The sequence below is a fragment of the Lentzea sp. JNUCC 0626 genome, from assembly GCF_043632865.1.
Classification (GTDB): domain Bacteria; phylum Actinomycetota; class Actinomycetes; order Mycobacteriales; family Pseudonocardiaceae; genus Lentzea.
Genome location: NZ_CP171635.1, coordinates 6,496,099 through 6,517,324, shown reverse-complemented (window position 1 = coordinate 6,517,324; position 21,226 = coordinate 6,496,099). Strand labels below are relative to the sequence as shown.

Here is a 21,226-nt window from a genome sequence, read left to right as displayed (position 1 = left end):
AACGACTTTCGTTTTCATCTACGGTACCTCACATGGAAACCGTTGTCGTCATGGTGGCGGGGCTGGTGGACCACGACGTCGCCGTGCGGGTGTGGCGTGACCGGCCCGGTTCGGTGCTCGTGCGGCACGTCGCCGCGGAAACGTGCGTGCGGCGGTGGGTCGACGGCATCGCGACCGACGTCGAACTGCTGCACGGCTGCGTGTCCTGCACGGTCCGCGAGGACCTGCGTGAGCTGCTCAAGAGCCTCAAGGGCCACACGGTCGTGCTGCACCTGGACCCGTTGCTGGAACCCGACGCGGTGCGGCGCAAGCTCGACCTCGACGTCGAGTGCGTGATCACCGTGCTCGACGCGGCCAGCTGGCTGGACGACGCCCTCGGCGACGCCTCCATGGTCAGCGACCAGCGGACGGTGGCGCAGGTCGTCGTCGCGCAGGCCGAGACCGCGGACGTCCTGGTGCTGCAAGGAGAACCGGACGAACGCACGCTCGCCGTGCTCGACCGGCTCGCTCCCGGCGCCCACCGCTGCACGCCGGAAACGGTGTGCGTGCGTAAGAGCACACGGCCGCGGCTGATGCCGTTGACGCCGGAATGCGGTGTCTCGACGGCGGTTTTCACGGCGGACCGGCCGTTCCACCCGGCGCGGTTGAACGACGCCCTCGACTCGTTGCTCGACGGAACGGTCGTGCGTTCGCGCGGCCGGCTCTGGGTCGCGGACGAACCGGACGTGGCGCTGCACCTGGAATCCGCGGGCTGCGGCATGCACGTCGGCGAAGGCGGGCCCCGTGGCGGCAAGACCACTCAGATCGTGGCGATCACCCTCGGCGAGCCGGACACGATCACGGCGGCGTTCGCTCAGGCGCTGCTGACCGACGACGAACTGTCCTTCGTGGACTCGATCCGAAAGCTGGACGTATGAAGCCAGGAATCCACCCCGACTACCACCCCGTCGTCTTCCAGGACGCGTCCACCGGCAAGACGTTCCTGACCCGGTCGACGGCGACGTCGAGCAAGACGATCGAGTGGGAGGACGGCAACTCGTACCCGTTGCTGGTCGTGGACGTCACCGCCGACTCGCACCCGTTCTGGACGGGCACGCAACGGCTCGTCGACACCGCGGGCCGGGTCGAGAAGTTCAACCGCCGTTACGGAAAGCGAGAGCGCTGATGGCCGTTCCCAAGCGCAAGACGTCCCGGTCCAACACGCGGCACCGCCGGTCGCAGTGGAAGGCCGTCGCGCCGGACCTGGTGACCGTGCGGACGTTGGACGGCAAGGAACTCCTCGTTCCCCGTCGACTCGTCGCGGCTTACAAAAGAGGCCTTCTCTAGACCGGGTGTTGGACCGTTCCGTCCGGTGCGTCGCGCCACTGGTCGAAGGGGCGGTCCAGCCTCCACCCGTCGCCGTCGTGGTCGATCACGCGGTTCTCGCAGGTGTCCGGATTGGACAGCGACTCGAACAGGTCGATGCTCCAGTCGAAGAACCTGCGGCACAACAACCTCATCGTCAGGCCGTGTGTCACGACCAGCACCGTCTTCGGGTGGTGCTCGTCCTTGTGCATCCGCACGGTCAGGCCGTCGAGGAACGCCGCCACCCGGTCGTCCACGTCCGCGCCCGACTCGCCGTTGGGCAGCCGGAAGAAGAAGTGCCCGAACGCGTGCCGCTGGTGCTTGAGCACCTCCTGCTGCACCGGGTCCTGCAGGTTGCCCCAGTCCTGCTCGCGCACCCGCGGTTCGGTGACGATCCGCTCCGCGTCGACGCCGAGCAGTTCGAACGTCCGCTTGGTGCGCTTGTAGGGCGAGACGTAGGCCGCGACCGGGCCGTCGCCGACGAGGTCCCTGATCGTCGCGCCGGCCGCCCGCGCCTGGTCCTCGCCCGCCGCCGTGAGCGGGAGGGCGTGGTCGGGGATGCGGCAGTAGGCGAGCTCGTCGACGTTGCCGAGGCTCTGTCCGTGGCGCAGCAGGATGATCCGCACTCCACCATCGTGCCTCAGCCCGCCGGGTGCTCCGGGCGTTACAGTGCTCGGCGAGTCGAGGAGGATGGTGTCACATGATCAAGTACATCGCGCTGTACCGGCGGCCGGCGGACCCCGAGGACTTCGACCAGAAGTACTTCGAGTCGCACCTGCCCGTGGTGAACTCCGTTCCCGGCCTGGTCCGCGCCGAGGTCGCCAAGGTGCAGCAGGTGTTCCTGGCCGGCTTCCTCGGGGAGACCGACCCGTACCTCATCGCCGAGATGTACTTCACGTCCGAAGAGACCTTCAAGGCTGCCCTGAAGTCCCCCGAGTGGGCCACGTCGGGCGCCAACCTCGCCGAGATCGGCGGCATGGAGCTCGTCGCCATGTTCGCCGCCGAGGTGGTCGAGTCGTGAAGGCCGTCGTCATCGGCGGCGGCACGATGGGCGCGGGCATCGCGCACCTGTTCCTGACCGGGTGGAACAAGGTGTGGCTCGTCGAGGCCGACGCCGAACGGTCGACCGCCGCGTTCCTCGCCGTGAAGGCGTCGCTGCAGAAGGCCGAGAGCAAGGGCAAGATCCAGATCGACGCGGCCGACTCGATGATGGCGAACCTGACCATCGGTGAGCCGCCGGCGGACGCCGACCTCGTCGTCGAGGCCGTGCCGGAGAACGTGCCGCTCAAGCAGAAGGTGCTGGGCGACGCGGCGGCGCAGTGCCCGGACGCGATCCTGGCGTCCAACACGTCGTCGCTCTCGATCGCCGAGATCGCCGCCGGACTGCCCGGCGAACGCGTGCTCGGCATGCACTTCTTCAACCCGGTTCCGGTGCAGCAGCTCGTCGAGCTCGTGCACCACGACGGCGTCGACCCGGCGAACGTGGCCAAGGTGCGAACCTGGGCTGAAGAACTGGGGAAAACCGTGATCGAAGTGCGTGACTCTCCCGGCTTCGCGACCTCGCGTCTGGGCGTCGCCGTTGGCATGGAAGCGATCCGGATGGTCGAGGAAGGCGTCGCTTCCGCCGCCGACATCGACACCGGGATGAAGCTCGGCTACCGCTGGCCGATGGGCCCGCTGGAGCTCACCGACCTGGTCGGACTCGACGTCCGGCTGGCCATCGCCGAGCACCTCGCGGCACAGCTCGGACCCCGGTTCGACCCGCCGCAGTTGTTACGAGACAAGGTTGCGCGCAACGAGCTGGGGAAGAAGACGGGGCAGGGCTTCTTTTCCTGGTAGATAGTTGTCCGTGCGCATCCGTGAGTACACCGAGGACGACCGCGACGCCGTGTTCCGGCTCCGCAAGGTGGCGTTCAACGCGACCGAACTGCCCGAGCGGTTGATGAGGGACGGTACGCACGGTCTCCTCGCCGAGATCGACGGCCAGGCCGCGGGTGTGCTCGGCGTCGGTGCGTTCGCCCAGTTCTACGGCGGCGTCGCGGTCCCCATGGGCGGGATCGGCGGCGTCGCCGTCGACGGCTCGTTCCGCGGCAGGGGAGTCGCGAACGCGTTGCTCGACGCGGCCCTGAACGTCATGCGCGAGCACGGCCAGCCGATCTCCGCGCTCTACCCGACGGTGCCCGCGCTGTACCGGGGTCGCGGCTGGGAGAAGGCCGGGGTCTTCGAGTGGGTCGAGCTGCCGATGGACAGGCTGCTCTCAGTTCCGAAGCCCGCCGAGCTGATAGCTTCGCGCCCCGCGACCGGGAGCGATCTCCCCGCGTTGCGCGACTGCTATCTCGAAGTGGCCAGGACGATCGACGGCATGGCGGACCGCCGCCCTCCGCGCATCGACGCCGAGAAGGTGCTGGAGATGGACCTGGTGACGGTGCTGCCCGGCCCGAACGGCCTGCGCGGGTACCTGACCGCGAAACGCGAGCCCGGCGGCGACATGGGCCGCCTCAAGGTGCACGACCTCATCGCCGTCGACGTGGACGCCCAACTGACCCTCCTCCGCTCGCTCGCGTCGTGGGCGGGCACGCTCGAGGCGATCGACGTGCTGATCGCCGACCCGGCCACGGTCAACTTCCTCGGCAGCACCCCGATGCGTCACTCGGTGTGGAGCTCGACGTGGATGCAACGCGTCGTCGACCTGCCCGCCGCCGTGGCCGCGCGGGGCTGGCCGCGGCTCGCCGACACCGTGGTGGACCTGGAGGTCGTCGACGCCCACGCGCCGTGGCACGCGGGCCTGCACCGGCTCGTCGTCGAGGACGGCGCGGTGCGCGTCGAACCCGGTGGCACGGGCGCGATCCGGCTGCACGCCCGCGCGCTGGGGCCGTGGTTCTCCGGTGCGCAGAACACGCATGCGTTGCGGCGCGCGGGTTTGCTGGAGGGCGACCCGGCCGACGCGGTGGTGCTCGACCAGCTCACCGGCACGTCCGGCGTTCCCCGGCTCGCGGACTTCTTCTGATGGCCGACGTCTACCACGAGGTCATGCGCGCGATCTGGGACCACAACCTCCACTTCGGCCTGTGGACGTCCGAAGAGGACGAGTCGTCGAACCGGATCGCCGCCGAACGCATGACGGCGCTGCACATCGACAAGCTCGGCGCGTGGCACGGCTCGCGCGTGCTGGACCTGGGCCGGCGCGTCGGCACGTCCGCGTTCCGGCTGGCCGAGGCCTCGCACGCGGACATCGTCTCGGTGTCGCCGTTCGCCGACTACGTTTCGCGCGCGAACTCCCGGGCCGAAGCCCTGTTCGTGGACGACCAGGTGCGGTTCGTGCACGCGGACCCGCACCAGATGCCGTTCCCCGACGACTCGTTCGACGCGGCGTGGGCCGTGGAGACGTTGCCGCACTTGGGGGACCGCGTCGGCGTGTTGCGCGAGTTCGCCCGTGTCGTGAAGCCGTCGGGTCTGGTGGTCGTGTCGGACTTCGTGCAGCGCAGGCCGGTCGCGGACGGCGTGCTCGACCAGATCGAGTCCATTTTGACCACGTACGACATCGAGGAGCTGCCGACGTTCGGCGGTTACCCGAAGCTGTTGGCGGCAGCGGGTTTGCAGGTCGTGGAACTGCTGGACCTGAGCAACGAGACGCGCCGGACCGTGCCGCGAATGCAGGAAGGTGCGCGCATGCATTACGACGCTCTCGTTGCGGAGCACGGAGAAGAAGCGCGCCGCTATTTGGACGAGATCTTGTCGCCGCTCGCGATCCAGCCGTCACTGGGGTATTTGCTGGCGGTTGCACGCGTGTGAACAATGGGCTTGTGGCGGGGGACCAGGACGAGGTCAGGCATGCCTACGGCGACAACATGGGTTGGCGCCTGAAGGGCTATGCCAAGCATCTCAGCGGCGCTCCGGTCAGCGTGCGGGAGATCTCGCGCACCGAGTTCCTGATGATCAGGCCGTTCTTCGACGCCGAGGACAACCCCTGGCTCGTCGACCTGAACGAGGTGCTGCCCGCGATCCGGCCGTGCGTCGAGCACGTGCTCGGCCCGCTGAACCCCGACGAGGACTACTACGTCACCGGCCACCCGCTGGACTGGGACAAGGACCCGGTGCAGGTGGCGCGGGACCTGCTCGACACGTACTACCCGCTCGCGACGGCGGCGTTCCTCGGCGGCAGCGTGGCGGCGGGCACCTACACGGCCAACTCCGACCTGGACATGATCGTCATCGTGCGCGACCTGCCCGGCGCGTTCCGCGAGACGCTGCGGCACCGCGGCTGGCCGGTCGAGCTGTTCTGTCACACGATCGAGTCGTTCTGGGACTTCGTGGCCCGCGACGCCGAGGGCCGTCGGCCGCCGTTGCTGAACATGTGTGCCGACGGGTTCCTCATGCTCGACTCCGACGGCACCGGGCAGCGCATGCGGGCCGAGGCGCGGTCGTTGCTCGACGCCGGACCGGCACCCGCGAGCGCGTCCGAACTGGAGGACCGCCGCTACGGCGCCACCGACCTGCTCGAGGACCTCATCGGGGCGCGGGACGAGGACGAACGGCTGTTCGTCGCGGCCCGGTTGCTGACCAGCGCGGGAGAGCTGGCGCTGGTCGTGCGGAACCGGTGGCTCGGGCACGGCAAGTGGCTGCTGCGGCGGTTGCGGGACGCCGGGGAGGACGAGCTCGTGGACTCCTACCGCGAGTTGGTGCGCGGGTCCGGTGCCGAACGGTTCATCGCCGCCGTCGAGGGTGTGTTGATGGCTGCAGGCGGACGCATGGAGGCCGGTTACCGCCGGGAAGCGCTGCCGAAGTAACGCACTACGCTCTCCGTTCGTGCTGCTCATCGTCCTGGAGCTGATCGGTATCGCGGTCTTCGCCGCCTCCGGAGCGGTCGCCGCCGTACGAGCCCGCCTAGACGTGTTCGGCGTGATCATCCTGGCGCTCACCACCGCGTTGGGCGGCGGCATCATCCGCGACGTGCTGCTCGGCGTGCACCCGCCGACCTCGCTGCGGAACTGGCCGTACCTGCTGGTCGCCGGCGGCACGGGCCTGATCGTCTTCTGGTTCCACCCGCAGGTCGCGAAGCTCCGCCGCTCGGTGTTGTTGTTGGACGCCGTGGGCCTCGGTCTGTTCGTGACGTCCGGCACGTCAACTGCGCTCTCACTTGGCGCGACTCCTTACGCGGCCTGTCTGATCGGTATGACGACCGGAATCGGTGGTGGCGCCCTGCGGGACCTTCTTCTTCGTGAGATCCCATTGGTCCTCAGGAGAGAGATCTACGCCGTGGCCGCGCTGGCCGGCGCGGTCATCGTCGCTGCGGGGGAGTGGGCCGGATTCCCGAAAGGCCTGGTCGCGTTGACCGGTGCGGCAACGATCATCACCATCAGGCTGATTGCGCTCTGGCGGAAGTGGAACGCACCCGTCGCCAGGGGCCTGGAAGGCTAACGCCGAATTCACACCCGCTGTTGAGGCCCTTCTCAGGCACTTCTCAGATGGCTCGGCAAGACTGCCCTCATGCGCATCCTCGTTGTCGACGACGACCGGGCGGTCAGGGAGTCACTCCGCCGCTCGCTCCAGTTCAACGGCTACCAGGTCGAGACTGCCGGAGACGGCATGCAGGCCCTGGAGTCGGTGACCGCCGCCAGGCCGGACGCGATGGTGCTCGACGTGATGATGCCCCGCCTCGACGGCCTCGAGGTGTGCCGCAGGCTGCGCAGCACCGGTGACGACCTGCCCATTCTCGTGCTGACGGCGCGCGACGCCGTGAGCGATCGGGTGTCCGGTCTGGACGCCGGTGCCGACGACTACCTGCCCAAGCCGTTCGCGCTGGAGGAGTTGCTCGCCCGGTTGCGCGCGTTGCTGCGCCGGGCCGCGCACGACGACGACGCGGCCCAGCAGTCCGCGGCCGCGCTGAAGTTCTCCGACCTGGAGCTGGACCCGTCCACCCGGGACGTCCGCCGCGGTGACCGTCCGATCAGCCTCACCCGCACCGAGTTCGCGCTGCTCGAGCTCCTGCTGGCGCACCCGCGCCAGGTGCTCACCCGCAGCCGCATCCTGGAGGACGTGTGGGGATACGACTTCCCGACCTCGGGCAACGCTCTCGAGGTCTACGTGGGCTACCTGCGCCGCAAGACGGAGCTGGAGGGCGAGCCGAGGCTGATCCACACGGTGCGCGGGGTGGGCTACGTGCTGCGGGAGACCCCTCCGTGATCGAACCGCAGGGGCGTCTGCAGAGGGCGTCGCTGCGGGCCCGGGTCACCTGGCTCGCGGCGTTCTGCGTCGCCGGTGCCGTCGCGTTGGTGTCCCTCGGCGCGTACGTGGTGGTTCGCAAGAGCACGTACGACGCGCTGGACGACGGTCTGCGCCAGCGCGCGGCCACGGTCGCCAACGGCAAGAAGGTCAACGACCCGAACGAGCTCATCAACTACCCGGCCGCGTTCCTCGCGGCCGGCGACGTGAAGATGGGCGTGCTGATGGCGGACTCCGGCAAGCTCTCGTACCCCAAGGAGTCCGAGCCGCCGCCGACCGTCCAGGAGGCCTGGGACGTCGCGGACGGCGACCGCGGCGAGTTCATCTGGACCGACCACAAGACCGAGTCGCGCGTCATCGCCGTGCCGTACCAGTCGGGCCAGGCGATCATCATCGCCCAGTCGATGGTGCCGCAGCGGACTACTTTGGCGAAGCTCAGCGTGGTGTTGTTGCTGATAGGCGGCGCGGGCGTGCTGCTGGCGGCCATCGCCGGAACAGCTGTGGCCAGGACGAGTCTGAGACCCGTCCAACGGCTCACCGAAGCCACCGAACGCGTCGCGAACACCGGCGACCTGACCCCGATCCCGGTGTCGGGCGACGACGAGCTGGCGCGTCTCACTCACAGCTTCAACGCGATGCTGGGCGCCGTCGCCGAGTCGCAGGAACGCCAACGCCGCCTGGTCGCCGACGCGGGCCACGAACTGCGCACGCCGCTGACGTCCATGCGCACCAACCTGGAACTGCTGCTCGCCTCCGAACGCCCGGGCTCCCCGACGTTGTCGCAAGAGGACAAAACGGAGATCCAGGCCGACGTGCGCGCCCAGATCGACGAACTCACCACCCTGATCGGTGACCTGGTCGAACTCGCCCGCGAGGACGCCCCGCAGGTCGTGCACGAGCCGGTCGACCTCGTCGAGGTGGTAGAACGGTCTCTGGACCGCGCGCGCCGCCGCGCCTCGAACGCCGTGACGTTCGACGTGCAGCTGCAACCGTGGACACTTCTGGGTGATTCCAGTGCTCTGGAGCGCGCGGTGCTGAACCTCCTCGACAACGCGGTGAAGTTCAGCCCTTCGGGCTCGGCGGTGCGCCTGACCCTTCGCCAGATGGGGGACGGCAGCGCCATCGTGGAGGTCGCGGACGCGGGCCCCGGCATCGCGGACGCCGATCTACCTCACGTTTTCGAGCGGTTCTACCGTTCGTCCGAGGCACGGACCCTGCCGGGTTCGGGTCTCGGACTCGCCATCGTCAAGCAGGTGGCACAACGGCACGGCGGCACGGCCACGGCGGGCAGAGCCCCCGAGGGCGGGGCCCTGTTCACGTTGCGCCTACCCGGACGTCCGTAAGGTGGGGCGTGTGAGTCATCGCGTGAACGACGATTCGTCGACCTGGGAGACCACCCCTCCCTCCGGAGACGGCCCCGCCGAGCCCACGTCACGCTTCTCGACGTCCGCTTCGCGAGCTTCGTCGTACGAGGACCGTTCGTCGCGTTCCTCCGCCTACGAGGAAGAAACCCCGGAGCCCAGGTTCCGCAAAAAGAAGAAGAAACAGCCGTTCTGGAAGGAACTGCTGGTCATCTTCAGCGTGGCGCTGCTGCTGACCGTCGTCATCCAGACGTTCGTCGCGCGCGTCTTCGTCATCCCGTCCGCCTCCATGGAGACGACGCTGCACGGGTGCACCGGGTGCGTGAACGACAAGGTGCTGGTCGAGAAGATCACGTACCTGTTCAACGACCCGCGGCCCGGCGACGTGATCGTGTTCCGCGGTCCGCCGAACTGGACCGGGGGCCAGGAGCCGCCCAACTTCGTCGTCGGGACGCTGCAGGACCTCGGGTCGATGGTGAACCTGTCGGAGCCTTCCGGGACCGACTTCATCAAGCGCGTGATCGCTGTTGGTGGGCAGACCGTCGAGTGCTGCGACGACCAGGGGCGGGTGATGGTCGACGGGAAGCCGTTGGACGAGCCCTACCTGAACTTCGGTGGTGGGCCGCGGCAGCAGGAGGCGTTCGAGAAGGTCACCGTGCCTGCGGGCAAGTTGTGGGTCATGGGTGACAACCGGAACAACTCGTCGGACTCGCGGAAGCACGGGGATCCGACGCCGGCTGATGGTGCGATCCCGATTTCCAACGTGGTCGGCAAGGCTCGGGTGATCGTGATCCCGGTCGGTCGGTGGGGGACGATTTCGGACTACAACCCGCAGACCGGCGGGAAGTAGCCCCAAACAGACGAAAGCGCGCCCCGGCCAGACGGCCGGGGCGCGCTTTGCGTTTCGGAGGCGGGCTCAGCCCTTGGTCGAGCCCAGGGTCAGGCCGCCCACGAACTGCCGTTGCAGCACGAAGAACACCACCAGCGTCGGCAGCGCGACCAGGAGAGAGCCCGCTGCGATCAGGTTGTTGTCGGTGAAGAACGTGCCCTTCAGGTTCTGCAACGCCGAGGTGACCGGCATCTTGTCGCCGTCCTGGATCAGCACCAACGCCCACAGGAAGTCGTTGTAGATCCAGGTGAACTCCAAAGTCGCCAGGGCGGCCAGCACCGGACGGCACAACGGCAACGTCAGCTGCCAGTACTGCCGGAACACCGACGCCCCGTCCACCCGTGCGGCCTCGGTCAGCTCGTACGGGATGGTCTTCATGTAGTTCGAGAGCACGAACGTGCAGAAGCCCATCTGGAACGCGATGTGGATCAGGATCACGCCGAGCTGCGAGTCGATCAGCGAGCCGCTCTCGGACACCCACTCCGGCACCACGATCAGCCGGTAGAGGCGCCAGAGCGGCGTCACGATCACCTGCTGCGGCAACAGGTTTCCGGCGGTGAACAGCATCAGCAGCGCGATGTTGAACTTGAAGCTGAACCGCGAGACGCCGAACGCCACCATCGAGCTGAGCACGAGCGTGACGACGAGCGCCGGGATCGTGATGAGCAGCGTGTTCCAGTAGAAGTGCGGCAGGTCGCCGATCTCCCACGCCTTGGCGAAGTTCTCGAACGTCAACGACTTGGCGATCGAGAAGTAGCCGTTGACCGACGTGTCCTCGTAGGTGCGCAGCGACGCGTAGACGGCCCACAGCAACGGCGCCAGCGTCATCAGGCACGTCAGGATCAGGAAGACGTGCAGGGCGATGCGGGCCGGCGTCACCCCACGCTTGCGCGCGGGAGTGGGCGCTGGGCGTTCCAAGGTGGCCGTCATGCGCGGTTCTCCTTGCTGAACACCTGGTACAGGTACGTGATGATGAAGCCGAGCGAGATCGTCAGCAGGACCACGGCGACCGCGGAGCCGCGGCCGATGCGGGAGGCCTCGCCGATGATGTTGTCGGTCACCAGGACGGACAGCAGTTCCAGGCCGTTGCGGCCCTTGTTGATGACGTAGACGATGTCGAACGCGCGCAGCGCCTCGATGACCGTCACGACGAGGACGACGATGTTGACGGGCTTCATCACCGGGAACGTGACGCGGAAGAACGTCTGCGCCGAGGAGGCGCCGTCCAGGGCGGCTGCTTCCTTCAACGCGGGATCGACGGACTTCAGGCCCGCCAAGTACAGCAGCATGATGTAGCCGGTGTGGCGCCACGCCGCGGCTACCAGCACCGCGTAGAGGTTGATGTCCGAGTCGCCGATCCAGTCGACCGGGTTGGCGCTCAGGCCCAGCAACGAGTTCAGCAGGCCGCCGTCCGGGGTGTAGATCAGCTGCCAGATGAAGCCGACCAGGGCCAGCGACAGCACCATCGGCATGTACAGCGCGCTTTGGTAGATGCGGCTGAAGCGCAACTCCCGGTCCAGCAGCACGGCCAGCAGCAGGCCCGCCGAGGTCGGGACGACCAGCAGGAAGACCAGCCAGATCAGGTTGTGCTGCACCGCCGGCCAGAAGCGCGGGTACTCGGTGAAGATCTCCACGTAGTTGCCGACACCGATCCACTCGATGTCCTCGAAGCCGCCGATGCCGTTCCACCTGCTGAACGACAACGCGACCGAGCCCAGCGTCGGGATCCACACGAACAGCAGGTGCACGATCGTGGGGATGCCGAGCATGAGCGCCAGCACGAGCTTGTCCGTGCCGGCGAGGGCCGTGGCACGCTTTCCACGCCGACGAGGCGGCGGCCCGCTGGGGGCCACCGCCTTCGGCTTCTCCTGAACCGCGGTCACTTGAAGATGTTCTTCGCCTGGTCAGCCATGCCCTTGAGCACGGAGTCGACGCTGTTCGGGTCCTTGATGAACGCGATCAGGCCGTTGGTGGCGGCCTCGCTCGCGAAGCCCGGGTCGGTGTCGCGGTCGAGGAACTGCGTGATGTGCTTGGCGCCCTTGATGGTGTCCGCGACCTTCTTCTGCAGCGGGCTGTACGACGCCTGGTCGGCCTTCTGGTTGGTCGCGACCGCGGTCGGGTCGGCCTTCAGGTAGGCGAGCTGAGGCTCGGCCGAGGACAGGTACTCCAGCAGCTTCAGGCCACCGTCCGAATTGGACGGGTTCTTCGCCGTCATGTAGCCGTCGATCGGCGCCTCGACGGTGTCGGTGCCGTGCGTCGGGTTGATCTCCGGGAACGGGAAGAAGTCGAGGTCGTCCTTCTCGGCGTCCGGGAACTGCTGGCCGACGAACGCGCCGAGCAGGTACATGCCGGACTTCTTCTGCTGCAACGTCTGCGCGGCTTCCTGCCACTCGCGGCCCAGCGCGTTCTCCTGGTGGAACGGCAGCAGCCGCTTCCAGGTGTCGAACACGTCCTTGACCCGCTTGTCCTGCCAGTCCTCCTTGCCGGCCAACAGGTCGACGTGGAACTGGTAGCCGTTGGTGCGGAAGTTGAGCTGGTCGAACGTGCCCATGGCGGGCCAGCCCTGCTTCTGCGCGAAGGCGATCGGGATGAGGCCGTCGGCCTTCATCTTCGTCGAGAGCGCCACGAGTTCGTCGAGCGTCTTCGGCACCGCGTAGCCGCGTTCCTGCCAGAGGCTCTTGCGGTAGAACATGCCCCACGCGTACTGCGTGAACGGCACGAAGTACTGCTTGCCGTCCGTGCCCGTCGACGCCTGCTTGAGGGCGTCGGAGTAGTTGCCGCCGATCTTGCCCCAGAGGTCGCTGAGGTCGCCGGTGAGGCCCTGGTCGGCGAAGAACCGCATGCGGTAGCCGGCGAACCACGCGAGCACGTCGTCCGGCTTGCCCTGCAGGTAGTTGTTGATCTGTTCCTGGTACTGCTCGTGCTGCTTGGTGTTGATCGTGACGGACAGGCCGCCCGACTGGGCCTCGAAGGCCTTCACGGCAGCGGTGATCGCGTCCTTCGGCACCTGGTCGGACAGGTTGTTGCCGAAGGTGACCACTTTGGAGTCACCGCCAGAGCTCGCGCCGCCACCGCACGCGGACAGCAGACCACCGGTCGCGGCGACGCCGGCGCCGGCCAGCATGACTCGCAGCATCGTTCGCCGACCGAAGTGCGGTAACGGAGTGGAACCAGGCGTGTGCAGAACCATCATCGCTCCTACGGGTGACAACCGCTCGGGCGAACCGAACAGGACTCAAACAAAGTTGCGCACAATGTGGTCCCAGGCACACATCCTGTCAAGTGTCGTTACGGAGCTGTTAAACCAGTGCACAGCCACGGTTCTGGCGATTCCCGGTACTCGTGCCGGGAACTTTATGAACAGACCTCAACGCAGAGTTATGTTTGCTTGTGTTGACGTTGGGGGTTGTTGTCGGCCACGCTTGCGGCCGTGACGACATGGCCAACGGACCTGCCAGGGCTCGGCTGGGGGGCTGACTACAACCCCGAGCAGTGGCCCGACCACGTCTGGGCCGAGGACGTCGAGCTCATGCAACGGGCCGGCGTCACCATGGTCAGCCTGGGCATCTTCAGCTGGGCGAAGATCGAGGTCAGCAAGGGCGAGTACCGGTTCGACTGGCTCGACCGCGTGATGGACCTGCTGCACGAGGGCGGCATCCGGGTCGACCTCGCGACCGCCACCGCCGCGCCCCCGCCGTGGCTCACGACCGAATACCCCGAGATGCTGCCCGTCCGCGCGGACGGCGTGCGGCTCTCGCACGGCTCGCGGCAGGCGTACTGCCCGACGTCGCCGATCTACCGCGACCGGGCGACGGCGCTCGCCGCCGAGATGGCCGCGCACTACCGCGACCACCCCGCGCTGGCCGCGTGGCACGTCGGCAACGAGTACGCGTGCCACGTGAAGCGCTGCTACTGCGACACGTGCGCGGCCTCGTTCCGCGAGTGGCTGGCGGCCCGCTACACGCTCGACCAGCTCAACGACGCGTGGTCCACGGCGTTCTGGAGCCAGGGCTACACCGACTTCGCGCAGGTCCTGCCGCCGCGCGTGACGCCGACGTTCCAGAACCCGGCGCACGTCCTGGACTACGACAGGTTCTCCGACGACGCGATCCTGGAGTTGTACAAGGCCGAACGGGACGCGCTGCGGCTGATCACGCCGGACGTGCCGATCACCACGAACTTCATGGTCAACTGGACGTTCGGCGACCTCGACTACTGGAAGTGGGCGCGCGAGGTCGACTTCGTCTCCAACGACCACTACACGCAGGCCCAGTCACCGGACCGGCACGTCGAACTCGCCATGTCCGCCGACCTCGTGCGCGGCCTCGCGGGCGGCAAACCGTGGCTGCTCATGGAGAACTCGACGTCCGCGGTGAACTGGCAGCGGCGCAACATCGCCAAGACGGCGGGCGAGCAACGCAGGCACTCGTTCCAGAACATCGCGCGCGGCGCGGACGGCACGTTGTTCTTCCAGTGGCGGCAGTCGCGCGGTGGCAGCGAGCGCTACCACTCGGCGATGGTGCCGCACGCCGGCACGGACACCAAGGTGTACCGGGAAGTCTGCGAGGTCGGCGCCGAGTACGCGAAGCTCGCGGACGTCGTCGGTTCCACTGTGGACGCTTCGGTCGCGGTCCTGTTCGACTTCCAGTCCGGCTGGGCACTGCGCCAGGACGCCCACCCGACGCAGGACTTCGACTACTGGCAGCACGTTCTCGGGTACTACAAGGGGCTGTGGGACCTCGGTGTCACGGTCGACTTCGTCGCGCCCGGCACGAACCTCTCGAAGTACTCGCTCGTGGTCGTGCCCGCGTTCTACGCGGTGTCCGACGCGCACGCGGCCGTCGTCGCCGACTACGTGGCGGGCGGCGGGCACGTCGTCGTCACGTACCTGTCCGGCGTCACCGACCAGTACACGCGGGTGCGACTCGGCGGCTACCCCGGCGCGTTCCGGGACGTCCTCGGCGTGTGGTCGGAGGAGTTCCACCCGTTGACGGAGAACGAGACGGTCTCGTTGAGCGACGGCTCGACCGCCTCGTTGTGGACGGAGCACCTGCACACCCGCACCGCCGACGTCGTTGTCTCCTATGCGGACGGGCCGTTGCCCGGTGTGGCGGCGGTGACACGCAACGCGTTCGGCAACGGTGTCGCCTGGTACGTGGCCTGCGATCTCGACGCGGGCGGTCTCGGCCGAACGGTGGAAAACGCGCTTTCCGGTGCGGGCGTTGCGGTGTCGCGTTCGCCGATCGAGCTCGTGCGGCGCAGGGGAGACGTATCGTTTCTCTTCGCCGTGAACCACACGGACGCCGACGCGGAGATCGACGCGACCGGTGTCGACGTGTTGTCCGGCACGCAGGTCTCCGGACGCCTCACCGTGCGAGCCGGGGACGTCGTCGTCCTCAGGGAAGAGGTGTGAGGTGCTGGCACGTCAACGGCAAGCCGTGATCATCGAAGAGGTCCGTCGCACAGGGGCGGTGCGCGTCAGCGACCTCGTGGTGCGGCTCGGCGTCTCGGACATGACCGTGCGCCGCGACCTCGACGTGCTCGCCGCGCGCGGCCTGGTGGAGAAGGTCTACGGCGGCGCCACGTCCGTCGTCGGGCGCTCCACCGACGAGCCCGGGTTCGAGGCCAAGTCGGTCCGTCAGCTGCCGGAGAAGGAGGCGATCGCGGCCGCCGCCGCAGGCCTCGTGCGTCCCGGCACCGCCATCGGTCTGTCCGCGGGCACCACGACGTGGACGCTCGCCCGGTTCCTGGACGACATCCCGGACCTCACGGTCGTCACGAACTCCATCCGCGTCGCCGACGTGTTGCAGCAGAGCGGGCGCACGGACCGCACGGTCGTGCTGACCGGTGGCGTGCGCACGCCGTCCGACGCGCTGGTGGGTCCCGTGGCCGTGCAGGCGTTGCGATCGCTGCACCTCGACGTGGTGTTCCTGGGCGTGCACGGCATGGCCGAGCGCTCCGGCTTCACCACCCCTAACCTCAACGAGAGCGAGACGGACCGCGCGCTCGTCGACGCGGCCGGACGCGTCGTCGTGGTGGCGGACCACGAGAAGTGGGGCACCGTCGGCATTTCCACGATCGCCGACCTCGACGAGGCGCACGTCCTCGTGACGGACGAGGGTTTGCCGGACGACGCGCGGGCGATCCTCTCCGAGCAGGTCGGCGAGTTGGTGTTGGCTCATGTACCGGGAAGTGGCGAGGAGTTGGCGTGAGGCGTACCGCGGGCAAACTGGCGGACGGCCGGGAGATCATCTACTTCGACGACAGCGCTGAGGCGCCACCGAGAGTCGCGGTGGACACCCGGGATCTTCCCGAGACTCAGCCGATGTCCGAAGCACGGCTGGACCCGTTGACCCGCGAGTGGGTCGTCATGGCGGCCCACCGCCAGACGCGCACCTACAAGCCACCGGCGGACCTCTGCCCGTTGTGCCCGTCGACGCCCGGCCGGCCCACGGAGATCCCCGAGGCCGAGTACGACGTCGTGGTGTTCGAGAACCGCTTCCCGTCGCTGGCGCAGAACGTTCCCGACGTGCCGTCCACTGTGGACGGCGAGTCGGTGTTCGTGCGCGCGCCGGGCCGTGGTCGTTGTGAGGTCGTGTGCTTCACGTCCGACCACAACAAGTCTTTCGGCGAGTTGTCCCAGGAACGCGTGCGCACCGTGGTCGACGCGTGGGCGGATCGCGTTGCCTTCTTGTCAACGTTGCCAGGGGTCGAACAGGTCTTCCCGTTCGAGAACCGCGGTGAAGAGATCGGTGTGACTTTGTCGCACCCGCACGGCCAGATCTACGCGTACCCGTTCGTGACGCCGCGGACCGAACGGATGCTCTCCGCTGCCCTCGACTACCACGCCGAGCACGGGCGGCCGTTGTTCGGCGACGTGCTGGAGGCCGAGCTTCGCGCGGGCGCACGCGTGGTGGAGACGTCCGAGCACTGGGTCGCTTTTGTGCCGGCTGCTGCCCGCTGGCCGGTCGAGGTCGTTTTGGCGCCTCGGCGGCAGGTGCCCGACATCGCCGCTTTGTCCTCTGTGGAACGTGACGACTTCGCGTCGGTGTACCTGAAGGTGTTGCACCGGCTGGACGCGCTCTACGACCGGCCGTTGCCCTACATCGCCGCGTGGCACCAGGCGCCGGTGCACGCCGGGCGCGAGGAGATGTGGCTCCACCTGCAGGTCTTCTCGGTGCTGAGGACGAAGGACAAGCTCAAGTACCTCGCCGGGTCCGAGTCCGGTGAGGCCGTCTGGATCAACGACGTGACGCCCGAGCAGATCGCCGAGCGCCTCCGGGGAACACACAAGTAGCTCCCAGGCTGGTTTAAGGGTTCTCTCAGGACGGGCCGAGAGACTATGGCCATGACCGAGAGCAACCAGCCCGCGCCGCAGCCGGAAGACACCAACTCCGTGCCGACGAGCGCCGGTCAGACAGACTCCGGCGCGCGGGTGCAGGGCCCGTCGCAGCCGGAACCCGGCCAGCCGGATCCTTTGCAGGGGGGATCCGGCCAGGCTGGGGCAACGTCCGCACCAGCACCGCAGCAGGCAGCGGCTTCGGCCGCGCCGGCGGGCCTGGGCGACGTTCCTGCCTCCTTCACTTCGGCCCAGCCGCAGGTGCCCTCACCTGACGCGGGCCAGACGCAGCTCGGCGGGTCCGGACCCGGCCGGCAGCACTCCTCACCCTCTGGGTCCGGCCAACCTCACCCGCTCGGCCTCGGCGCCACGACCGCGCAGTTCGGCGCGGAGCCGGGACCGCAGTCCGGTCCGTTCGCGCAGCAGCACGCGGGACCGCATTCCGGGTCGTTCGAGCAGCCCAACCCGTTCGCCGCGCCCGGTCAGCAGGGCCCTCAGACAGGCCAGTACTACCTCCCGCCCGGCCAGCTGCCGCCCGCTCCTGCTCGCCCCAAGGGCCGCGGCAAGGTCGTCGCCGGTGTGGCCGCCCTCGTGCTGCTCGTCGGAGGCCTCTCCGGCGGCATCGGCGGCTACCTGGGCTACACCTTCGCGAACGAGTCGTCGTCCGTGAGCTCGCTCGACTCGCCGCGCCCAGCCTCGCAGACGTCCAACGCGCCCGCCGGTTCGGTCGAGGACGTGGCGAACAAGCTGCTGCCGTCCGTCGTCCAGATCCGCGTCACGACGCGCTCCGGCGCCGGCGAGGGCTCGGGCTTCATCATCTCGAGCAACGGCCAGATCGTGACGAACAACCACGTCATCGAGGGTGCCGCCAGCGGTGGTGACATCAAGGTGGTCTTCCAGGACGGCAAGACGGTCTCCGGCAAGATCCTCGGCCGCGACCCGAGTTCCGACATCGCCGTCATCCAGGCCGACGGCGTCTCCGGCCTCCCGGTCGTGAACCTCGGCAACTCCGGCGACATGAAGATCGGCCAGAACGTCGTCGCGGTCGGGTCGCCGTTCGACCTGGCCGGCACGGTCACCTCCGGCATTGTCAGCTCGCTCGACCGTCCGGTCTCCGCCGGCGGCGACCGCAACTCGCAGGCCACCGTCCTCAACGCCATCCAGACCGACGCCGCGATCAACCCCGGCAACTCGGGCGGACCGCTGGTGAACATGCAGGGCCAGGTCATCGGCATCAACTCGGCGATCTACAGCCCCAGCCAGGGGCAGGGCCAGGCCGGTTCGGTCGGCATCGGCTTCGCGATCCCGATGGACCAGGCGCGCCGCACGATCGACGAGATCGTGAAGACCGGCAAGCCGAAGCAGACCGTGCTCGGCGTGAAGGTCGAGAACACCGAGCAGGGCGCGCGCATCTCGGAGATCACCTCCGGCGGCGCGGCCGAGAAGGCCGGGCTCAAGGCCGGCGACGTGATCACCAAGTTCGGTGACCGCCGCATCGACGAGTCGGACACGCTGGTGGCCGCCGTCCGGTCCAAGGCGCCCGGCGACAAGGTCACGATCACGTTGTCCGACAACAAGACCGTGGAAGCCACCCTCGACGGCGTCGAGGTGGGATAGGTCGGGGGACGCCTCGTCTCGGACAACCGCCGCCCGTCCGAGCCGAGGCTTCACGACCCCCACTGAGGCCCGGACCTGTGAGCACCTGCCCCGCACACAGGCCCGGGCCTCTTCTTACGTCCTCGTGACGTTGCGGGGTTTCACGGCGTTTGTGGCTTAGCGTGGTGACGTGGTGGAACGGGTGTTGGTCGTCGACGACGACACGACGGTGCGCGACGTGGTGCGCCGCTACCTCGAACACGCCGGGTACGAGGTGGAACTCGCCGGCGACGGGGAGCAGGCGCTGCAGCTGATGGCTGCTCAGGAGCCGGACATCGTGGTGCTGGACCTGATGCTGCCCGGCATCGACGGCCTCGAGGTGGCCCGGCGCATCCGGGCGCGCGGCAGCACGCCCGTGGTGATGCTGACGGCCCTGGGCGAGGAAGAAGATCGGATCGCCGGACTCCAGATCGGCGCGGACGACTACGTCACCAAGCCGTTCAGCCCGCGCGAGCTCGCGTTGCGGGTCTCGTCGGTGCTGCGGCGGGCGCACCGGGCGTTCGAACCGCGGGTGGTCCGCGACGGCGACCTGGTCCTGGACGTGGCCGCGCACACCGCGACGCTGGCCGGAGAGCCGTTGCAGCTGACGACCCGCGAGTTCGACCTGCTGGCGTTCTTCATCTCGAACGCAGGGAAGGCGTTCGGCCGCGCGGAACTGCTGGAACGCGTGTGGGGCTGGCAGTTCGGCGACCAGTCGACCGTCACCGTCCACGTGCGACGGTTGCGGGAGAAGATCGAGCAGGACCCCGCGAAGCCCCGGCGGCTGAGCACCGTGTGGGGCGTCGGCTACCGGTATGACCCATGTTCGATCGGCTGAGCCGCGTCTCGCTCACCACCGTGATGACCGTGATGGTCATCGTGCCGGTGGTGGCCACCATCGCCGGCGTGCTGGTGGTCAGCGGCTTCATGTTCACGCCGATGCTCAACGCGGCGTTGATGGTGTGCGCGGTGGTAGCCGTGGTGACCGTGCCGTTCTCGATCATGCTGGGCCGCGCGATCGCCCGGCGAACCATGTGGGAACGCGAGGCGGAAGCAGCCCGCCGACAACTGGTCGCGTGGATCTCGCACGACCTGCGCACCCCGTTGGCCGGCATCCGAGCCATGACCGAGGCCCTGGAGGACGGCGTCGTCTCCGAGCCGGGCGAGGTGGCCGTCTACGCGAAGCAGATCGCTCTGGAAGCCGATCACCTCGCGAAGCTCGTCGACGACCTGTTCCAGCTCTCCCGCATCACCGCCGGCGCCCTGAACCTCTCGATGCACGACGTGCGCCTCGCCGACGTGGTCTCCGACGTCGTGGCCGCGTCCCGTCCTGTCGCCGCCCTGAAGGGCGTCTCGCTGCGCGCCGACGCTCGCGAATGGCCGGTCGTGCGCGGCTCCGACCCCGAACTGATGCGTGTCGTGCGCAACCTCGTGTCCAACGCCATCGGCTACACACCCGAAGGCGGCACGGTGTCCGTCCAGGTCGATGTGGACGGACCCGACGCCGTGGTGCGCGTGGCCGACACGTGCGGCGGCATACCCGAAGACGTGCTGCCACACGTCTTCGACGTGGGCTTCCGCGGCACCGCCGCCCGCAACCCGTCCGGCGCCGGACTGGGCCTTTCCATCGCGCGTGGCCTCGTCGAAGCCCACCACGGCCAGATCGGTGCGGAGAACCACGGTCCTGGCTGCCGCTTCGAAGTCAGACTCCCGCTACGGTGATCGGTATGGAACGCAGCGCGCAGCGCCTTGGCCGCGCTTTGGTCGTGATCGTGGACGACCGGGTGGCGCACGGCGAGCAGGACGACAACTCCGGGCCTCTCGTCACCGAACTTCTGGAAGAAGTGGGCTTCATAGTCGACGGCACCGTCGCGGTCGAGGGTGAGGTGGTCGACATCCGGGCCGCGCTCAACACGGCCGTCATCGGTGGCGTCGACCTCGTGGTCACCGTGGGCGGCACAGGCGTGTCCCCGCGTGACGTCACCCCCGACGCCACGCAGGGCGTGCTCGACCGCCCGATCCACGGCATCGCCGAGGCACTCCGAGCCTCCGGTCTCGCCGCGGGCGCGGTCGACGCGGGCATCTCGCGCGGCCTCGCCGGCGTCTCGGGCAGCACCTTGGTCGTCAACCTCGCCGGTTCGCGCTCCGCGGTCCGCGACGGCATGGCAACCCTGTCGGCACTGGTGCCCTACGTGATCGAGCAGTTGAGCGGTCTTGACGAAGAGTGATTCACCATCACCATCACCATCGCCTGAGTCGGCCGGGGACGCTGACGCTGTTGCTCGGCGTCGCCGGTTGGCTGAGGTGTTCGGTGAGGTTTTGCCGGAGACCACCTCGGATGAGCGGTCCGGTCCTGAGGACCGTGAGGGGTGGTATCGGGAGAATCGGCCGCCTCATCACGGTGGGTGAGGTGCGGGTCTGGTTGCGTTCGCTGGC

At 68.4% G+C, this 21,226-nt stretch carries 24 protein-coding genes; 20 read left to right on the top strand and 4 right to left on the bottom strand.

Going from position 1 to position 21,226, the window contains the following annotated elements; genetic code table 11:
* The first annotated feature begins 32 nt into the window (after positions 1–32).
* Genes JNUCC0626_RS29610 through rpmF form a run of 3 tightly spaced genes read left to right on the top strand, consistent with a single transcriptional unit; the run spans position 33 to position 1,326 of the window.
* Positions 33–917 (top strand): GTP-binding protein, encoded by an 885-nt coding sequence (locus JNUCC0626_RS29610; RefSeq protein WP_394614022.1) that lies wholly within the window; start codon positions 33–35, stop codon positions 915–917.
* On the top strand, positions 914–1,165 hold the full coding sequence (locus tag JNUCC0626_RS29605) for a type B 50S ribosomal protein L31 (protein WP_394614021.1): 252 nt from the start codon (positions 914–916) through the stop codon (positions 1,163–1,165). Before JNUCC0626_RS29610 ends, JNUCC0626_RS29605 begins: the two co-directional genes overlap by 4 nt.
* A complete protein-coding gene (gene rpmF / locus JNUCC0626_RS29600) occupies positions 1,165–1,326 on the top strand; it encodes a 50S ribosomal protein L32 (protein ID WP_394614020.1) in 162 nt (53 codons plus the stop codon). Before JNUCC0626_RS29605 ends, rpmF begins: the two co-directional genes overlap by 1 nt.
* On the opposite strand, the gene JNUCC0626_RS29595 is transcribed toward rpmF, so the two are convergent.
* Positions 1,323–1,970, bottom strand: a complete 648-nt coding sequence (locus tag JNUCC0626_RS29595) for a histidine phosphatase family protein (RefSeq protein ID WP_394614019.1) — start codon at positions 1,968–1,970, stop codon at positions 1,323–1,325. The two genes, rpmF and JNUCC0626_RS29595, sit on opposite strands and share 4 nt — an antisense overlap.
* A gap of 74 nt (positions 1,971–2,044) precedes the next feature.
* Between JNUCC0626_RS29595 and JNUCC0626_RS29590 the strand changes: the two genes are divergently transcribed.
* The 9 genes from JNUCC0626_RS29590 (at position 2,045) to lepB (ending at position 9,777) form a co-directional block, all read left to right on the top strand.
* On the top strand, positions 2,045–2,365 hold the full coding sequence (locus JNUCC0626_RS29590) for an EthD family reductase (protein ID WP_394614018.1): 321 nt from the start codon (positions 2,045–2,047) through the stop codon (positions 2,363–2,365).
* Positions 2,362–3,183 carry a 3-hydroxyacyl-CoA dehydrogenase family protein gene (locus JNUCC0626_RS29585; RefSeq protein WP_394614017.1) on the top strand — a complete coding sequence of 274 codons (822 nt, stop codon included), beginning with the start codon at positions 2,362–2,364 and terminating at the stop codon, positions 3,181–3,183. Before JNUCC0626_RS29590 ends, JNUCC0626_RS29585 begins: the two co-directional genes overlap by 4 nt.
* A gap of 10 nt (positions 3,184–3,193) precedes the next feature.
* On the top strand, positions 3,194–4,351 hold the full coding sequence (locus JNUCC0626_RS29580) for a GNAT family N-acetyltransferase (RefSeq protein WP_394614016.1): 1,158 nt from the start codon (positions 3,194–3,196) through the stop codon (positions 4,349–4,351).
* The gene (locus tag JNUCC0626_RS29575) at positions 4,351–5,136 is read left to right on the top strand and encodes a class I SAM-dependent methyltransferase (protein WP_394614015.1); all 786 of its coding nucleotides are present in this window, start codon (positions 4,351–4,353) and stop codon (positions 5,134–5,136) included. The genes JNUCC0626_RS29580 and JNUCC0626_RS29575 overlap by 1 nt, the downstream gene beginning before the upstream one ends.
* 11 nt (positions 5,137–5,147) lie before the next feature.
* Positions 5,148–6,131 carry a nucleotidyltransferase domain-containing protein gene (locus tag JNUCC0626_RS29570; RefSeq protein WP_394614014.1) on the top strand — a complete coding sequence of 328 codons (984 nt, stop codon included), beginning with the start codon at positions 5,148–5,150 and terminating at the stop codon, positions 6,129–6,131.
* A gap of 19 nt (positions 6,132–6,150) precedes the next feature.
* On the top strand, positions 6,151–6,762 hold the full coding sequence (locus JNUCC0626_RS29565) for a trimeric intracellular cation channel family protein (protein WP_394614013.1): 612 nt from the start codon (positions 6,151–6,153) through the stop codon (positions 6,760–6,762).
* Between the two features lie 69 nt (positions 6,763–6,831).
* Positions 6,832–7,527 carry a response regulator transcription factor gene (locus JNUCC0626_RS29560; protein WP_394614012.1) on the top strand — a complete coding sequence of 232 codons (696 nt, stop codon included), beginning with the start codon at positions 6,832–6,834 and terminating at the stop codon, positions 7,525–7,527.
* Positions 7,524–8,909: a sensor histidine kinase gene (locus JNUCC0626_RS29555; RefSeq protein ID WP_394614011.1), complete on the top strand. Its 1,386-nt coding sequence runs from the start codon at positions 7,524–7,526 to the stop codon at positions 8,907–8,909. Before JNUCC0626_RS29560 ends, JNUCC0626_RS29555 begins: the two co-directional genes overlap by 4 nt.
* A gap of 10 nt (positions 8,910–8,919) precedes the next feature.
* Positions 8,920–9,777 (top strand): signal peptidase I, encoded by an 858-nt coding sequence (lepB, locus tag JNUCC0626_RS29550; RefSeq protein WP_394614010.1) that lies wholly within the window; start codon positions 8,920–8,922, stop codon positions 9,775–9,777.
* A 66-nt stretch (positions 9,778–9,843) separates the two neighbouring features.
* Here lepB and JNUCC0626_RS29545 read toward each other — a convergent pair whose 3' ends face one another.
* Genes JNUCC0626_RS29545 through JNUCC0626_RS29535 form a run of 3 tightly spaced genes read right to left on the bottom strand, consistent with a single transcriptional unit; the run spans position 9,844 to position 12,940 of the window.
* Entirely contained in the window at positions 9,844–10,746 is a 903-nt protein-coding gene (locus JNUCC0626_RS29545; protein ID WP_394614009.1) for a carbohydrate ABC transporter permease, read from the bottom strand.
* A complete protein-coding gene (locus JNUCC0626_RS29540) occupies positions 10,743–11,699 on the bottom strand; it encodes a carbohydrate ABC transporter permease (protein ID WP_394614008.1) in 957 nt (318 codons plus the stop codon). Before JNUCC0626_RS29540 ends, JNUCC0626_RS29545 begins: the two co-directional genes overlap by 4 nt.
* Positions 11,696–12,940 carry an ABC transporter substrate-binding protein gene (locus JNUCC0626_RS29535; RefSeq protein ID WP_394614007.1) on the bottom strand — a complete coding sequence of 415 codons (1,245 nt, stop codon included), beginning with the start codon at positions 12,938–12,940 and terminating at the stop codon, positions 11,696–11,698. The genes JNUCC0626_RS29540 and JNUCC0626_RS29535 overlap by 4 nt, the downstream gene beginning before the upstream one ends.
* Before the next feature lie 306 nt (positions 12,941–13,246).
* Here JNUCC0626_RS29535 and JNUCC0626_RS29530 point away from each other — a divergent pair, with 306 nt between their 5' ends.
* The 8 genes from JNUCC0626_RS29530 (at position 13,247) to JNUCC0626_RS29495 (ending at position 21,199) form a co-directional block, all read left to right on the top strand.
* Complete coding sequence (locus JNUCC0626_RS29530) at positions 13,247–15,229, top strand: beta-galactosidase (protein ID WP_394614006.1); 1,983 nt, start codon at positions 13,247–13,249, stop codon at positions 15,227–15,229.
* 1 nt (position 15,230) lies between these two features.
* Positions 15,231–16,028 (top strand): DeoR/GlpR family DNA-binding transcription regulator, encoded by a 798-nt coding sequence (locus tag JNUCC0626_RS29525; protein WP_065914902.1) that lies wholly within the window; start codon positions 15,231–15,233, stop codon positions 16,026–16,028.
* Positions 16,025–17,113 carry a galactose-1-phosphate uridylyltransferase gene (galT, locus tag JNUCC0626_RS29520; RefSeq protein WP_394614005.1) on the top strand — a complete coding sequence of 363 codons (1,089 nt, stop codon included), beginning with the start codon at positions 16,025–16,027 and terminating at the stop codon, positions 17,111–17,113. Before JNUCC0626_RS29525 ends, galT begins: the two co-directional genes overlap by 4 nt.
* Before the next feature lie 51 nt (positions 17,114–17,164).
* On the top strand, positions 17,165–18,772 hold the full coding sequence (locus JNUCC0626_RS29515) for a trypsin-like peptidase domain-containing protein (RefSeq protein WP_394614004.1): 1,608 nt from the start codon (positions 17,165–17,167) through the stop codon (positions 18,770–18,772).
* Between the two features lie 169 nt (positions 18,773–18,941).
* Positions 18,942–19,628, top strand: coding sequence for a response regulator transcription factor (locus JNUCC0626_RS29510; RefSeq protein WP_394614003.1), 687 nt, complete (start codon positions 18,942–18,944; stop codon positions 19,626–19,628).
* Positions 19,613–20,512 (top strand): sensor histidine kinase, encoded by a 900-nt coding sequence (locus JNUCC0626_RS29505; RefSeq protein ID WP_394614002.1) that lies wholly within the window; start codon positions 19,613–19,615, stop codon positions 20,510–20,512. The genes JNUCC0626_RS29510 and JNUCC0626_RS29505 overlap by 16 nt, the downstream gene beginning before the upstream one ends.
* A 5-nt stretch (positions 20,513–20,517) precedes the next feature.
* Entirely contained in the window at positions 20,518–21,018 is a 501-nt protein-coding gene (locus tag JNUCC0626_RS29500) for a MogA/MoaB family molybdenum cofactor biosynthesis protein (RefSeq protein ID WP_089909148.1), read from the top strand.
* Complete coding sequence (locus JNUCC0626_RS29495) at positions 21,005–21,199, top strand: hypothetical protein (protein ID WP_394614001.1); 195 nt, start codon at positions 21,005–21,007, stop codon at positions 21,197–21,199. Before JNUCC0626_RS29500 ends, JNUCC0626_RS29495 begins: the two co-directional genes overlap by 14 nt.
* The last annotated feature ends 27 nt before the right edge of the window (positions 21,200–21,226 follow it).

Bases quoted from the DNA above. Each gene is read 5' to 3' on its own strand.
- JNUCC0626_RS29610 (WP_394614022.1), top strand. From the start codon at position 33: ATGGAAACCGTTGTCGTCATGGTGGCGGGGCTGGTGGACCACGACGTC.
- JNUCC0626_RS29605 (WP_394614021.1), top strand. From the start codon at position 914: ATGAAGCCAGGAATCCACCCCGACTACCACCCCGTCGTCTTCCAGGAC.
- rpmF (WP_394614020.1), top strand. From the start codon at position 1,165: ATGGCCGTTCCCAAGCGCAAGACGTCCCGGTCCAACACGCGGCACCGC.
- JNUCC0626_RS29590 (WP_394614018.1), top strand. From the start codon at position 2,045: ATGATCAAGTACATCGCGCTGTACCGGCGGCCGGCGGACCCCGAGGAC.
- JNUCC0626_RS29575 (WP_394614015.1), top strand. From the start codon at position 4,351: ATGGCCGACGTCTACCACGAGGTCATGCGCGCGATCTGGGACCACAAC.
- JNUCC0626_RS29560 (WP_394614012.1), top strand. From the start codon at position 6,832: ATGCGCATCCTCGTTGTCGACGACGACCGGGCGGTCAGGGAGTCACTC.
- JNUCC0626_RS29545 (WP_394614009.1), bottom strand. From the start codon at position 10,746: ATGACGGCCACCTTGGAACGCCCAGCGCCCACTCCCGCGCGCAAGCGT.
- JNUCC0626_RS29535 (WP_394614007.1), bottom strand. From the start codon at position 12,940: ATGCTGGCCGGCGCCGGCGTCGCCGCGACCGGTGGTCTGCTGTCCGCG.
- JNUCC0626_RS29515 (WP_394614004.1), top strand. From the start codon at position 17,165: ATGACCGAGAGCAACCAGCCCGCGCCGCAGCCGGAAGACACCAACTCC.
- JNUCC0626_RS29505 (WP_394614002.1), top strand. From the start codon at position 19,613: ATGTTCGATCGGCTGAGCCGCGTCTCGCTCACCACCGTGATGACCGTG.
- JNUCC0626_RS29500 (WP_089909148.1), top strand. From the start codon at position 20,518: ATGGAACGCAGCGCGCAGCGCCTTGGCCGCGCTTTGGTCGTGATCGTG.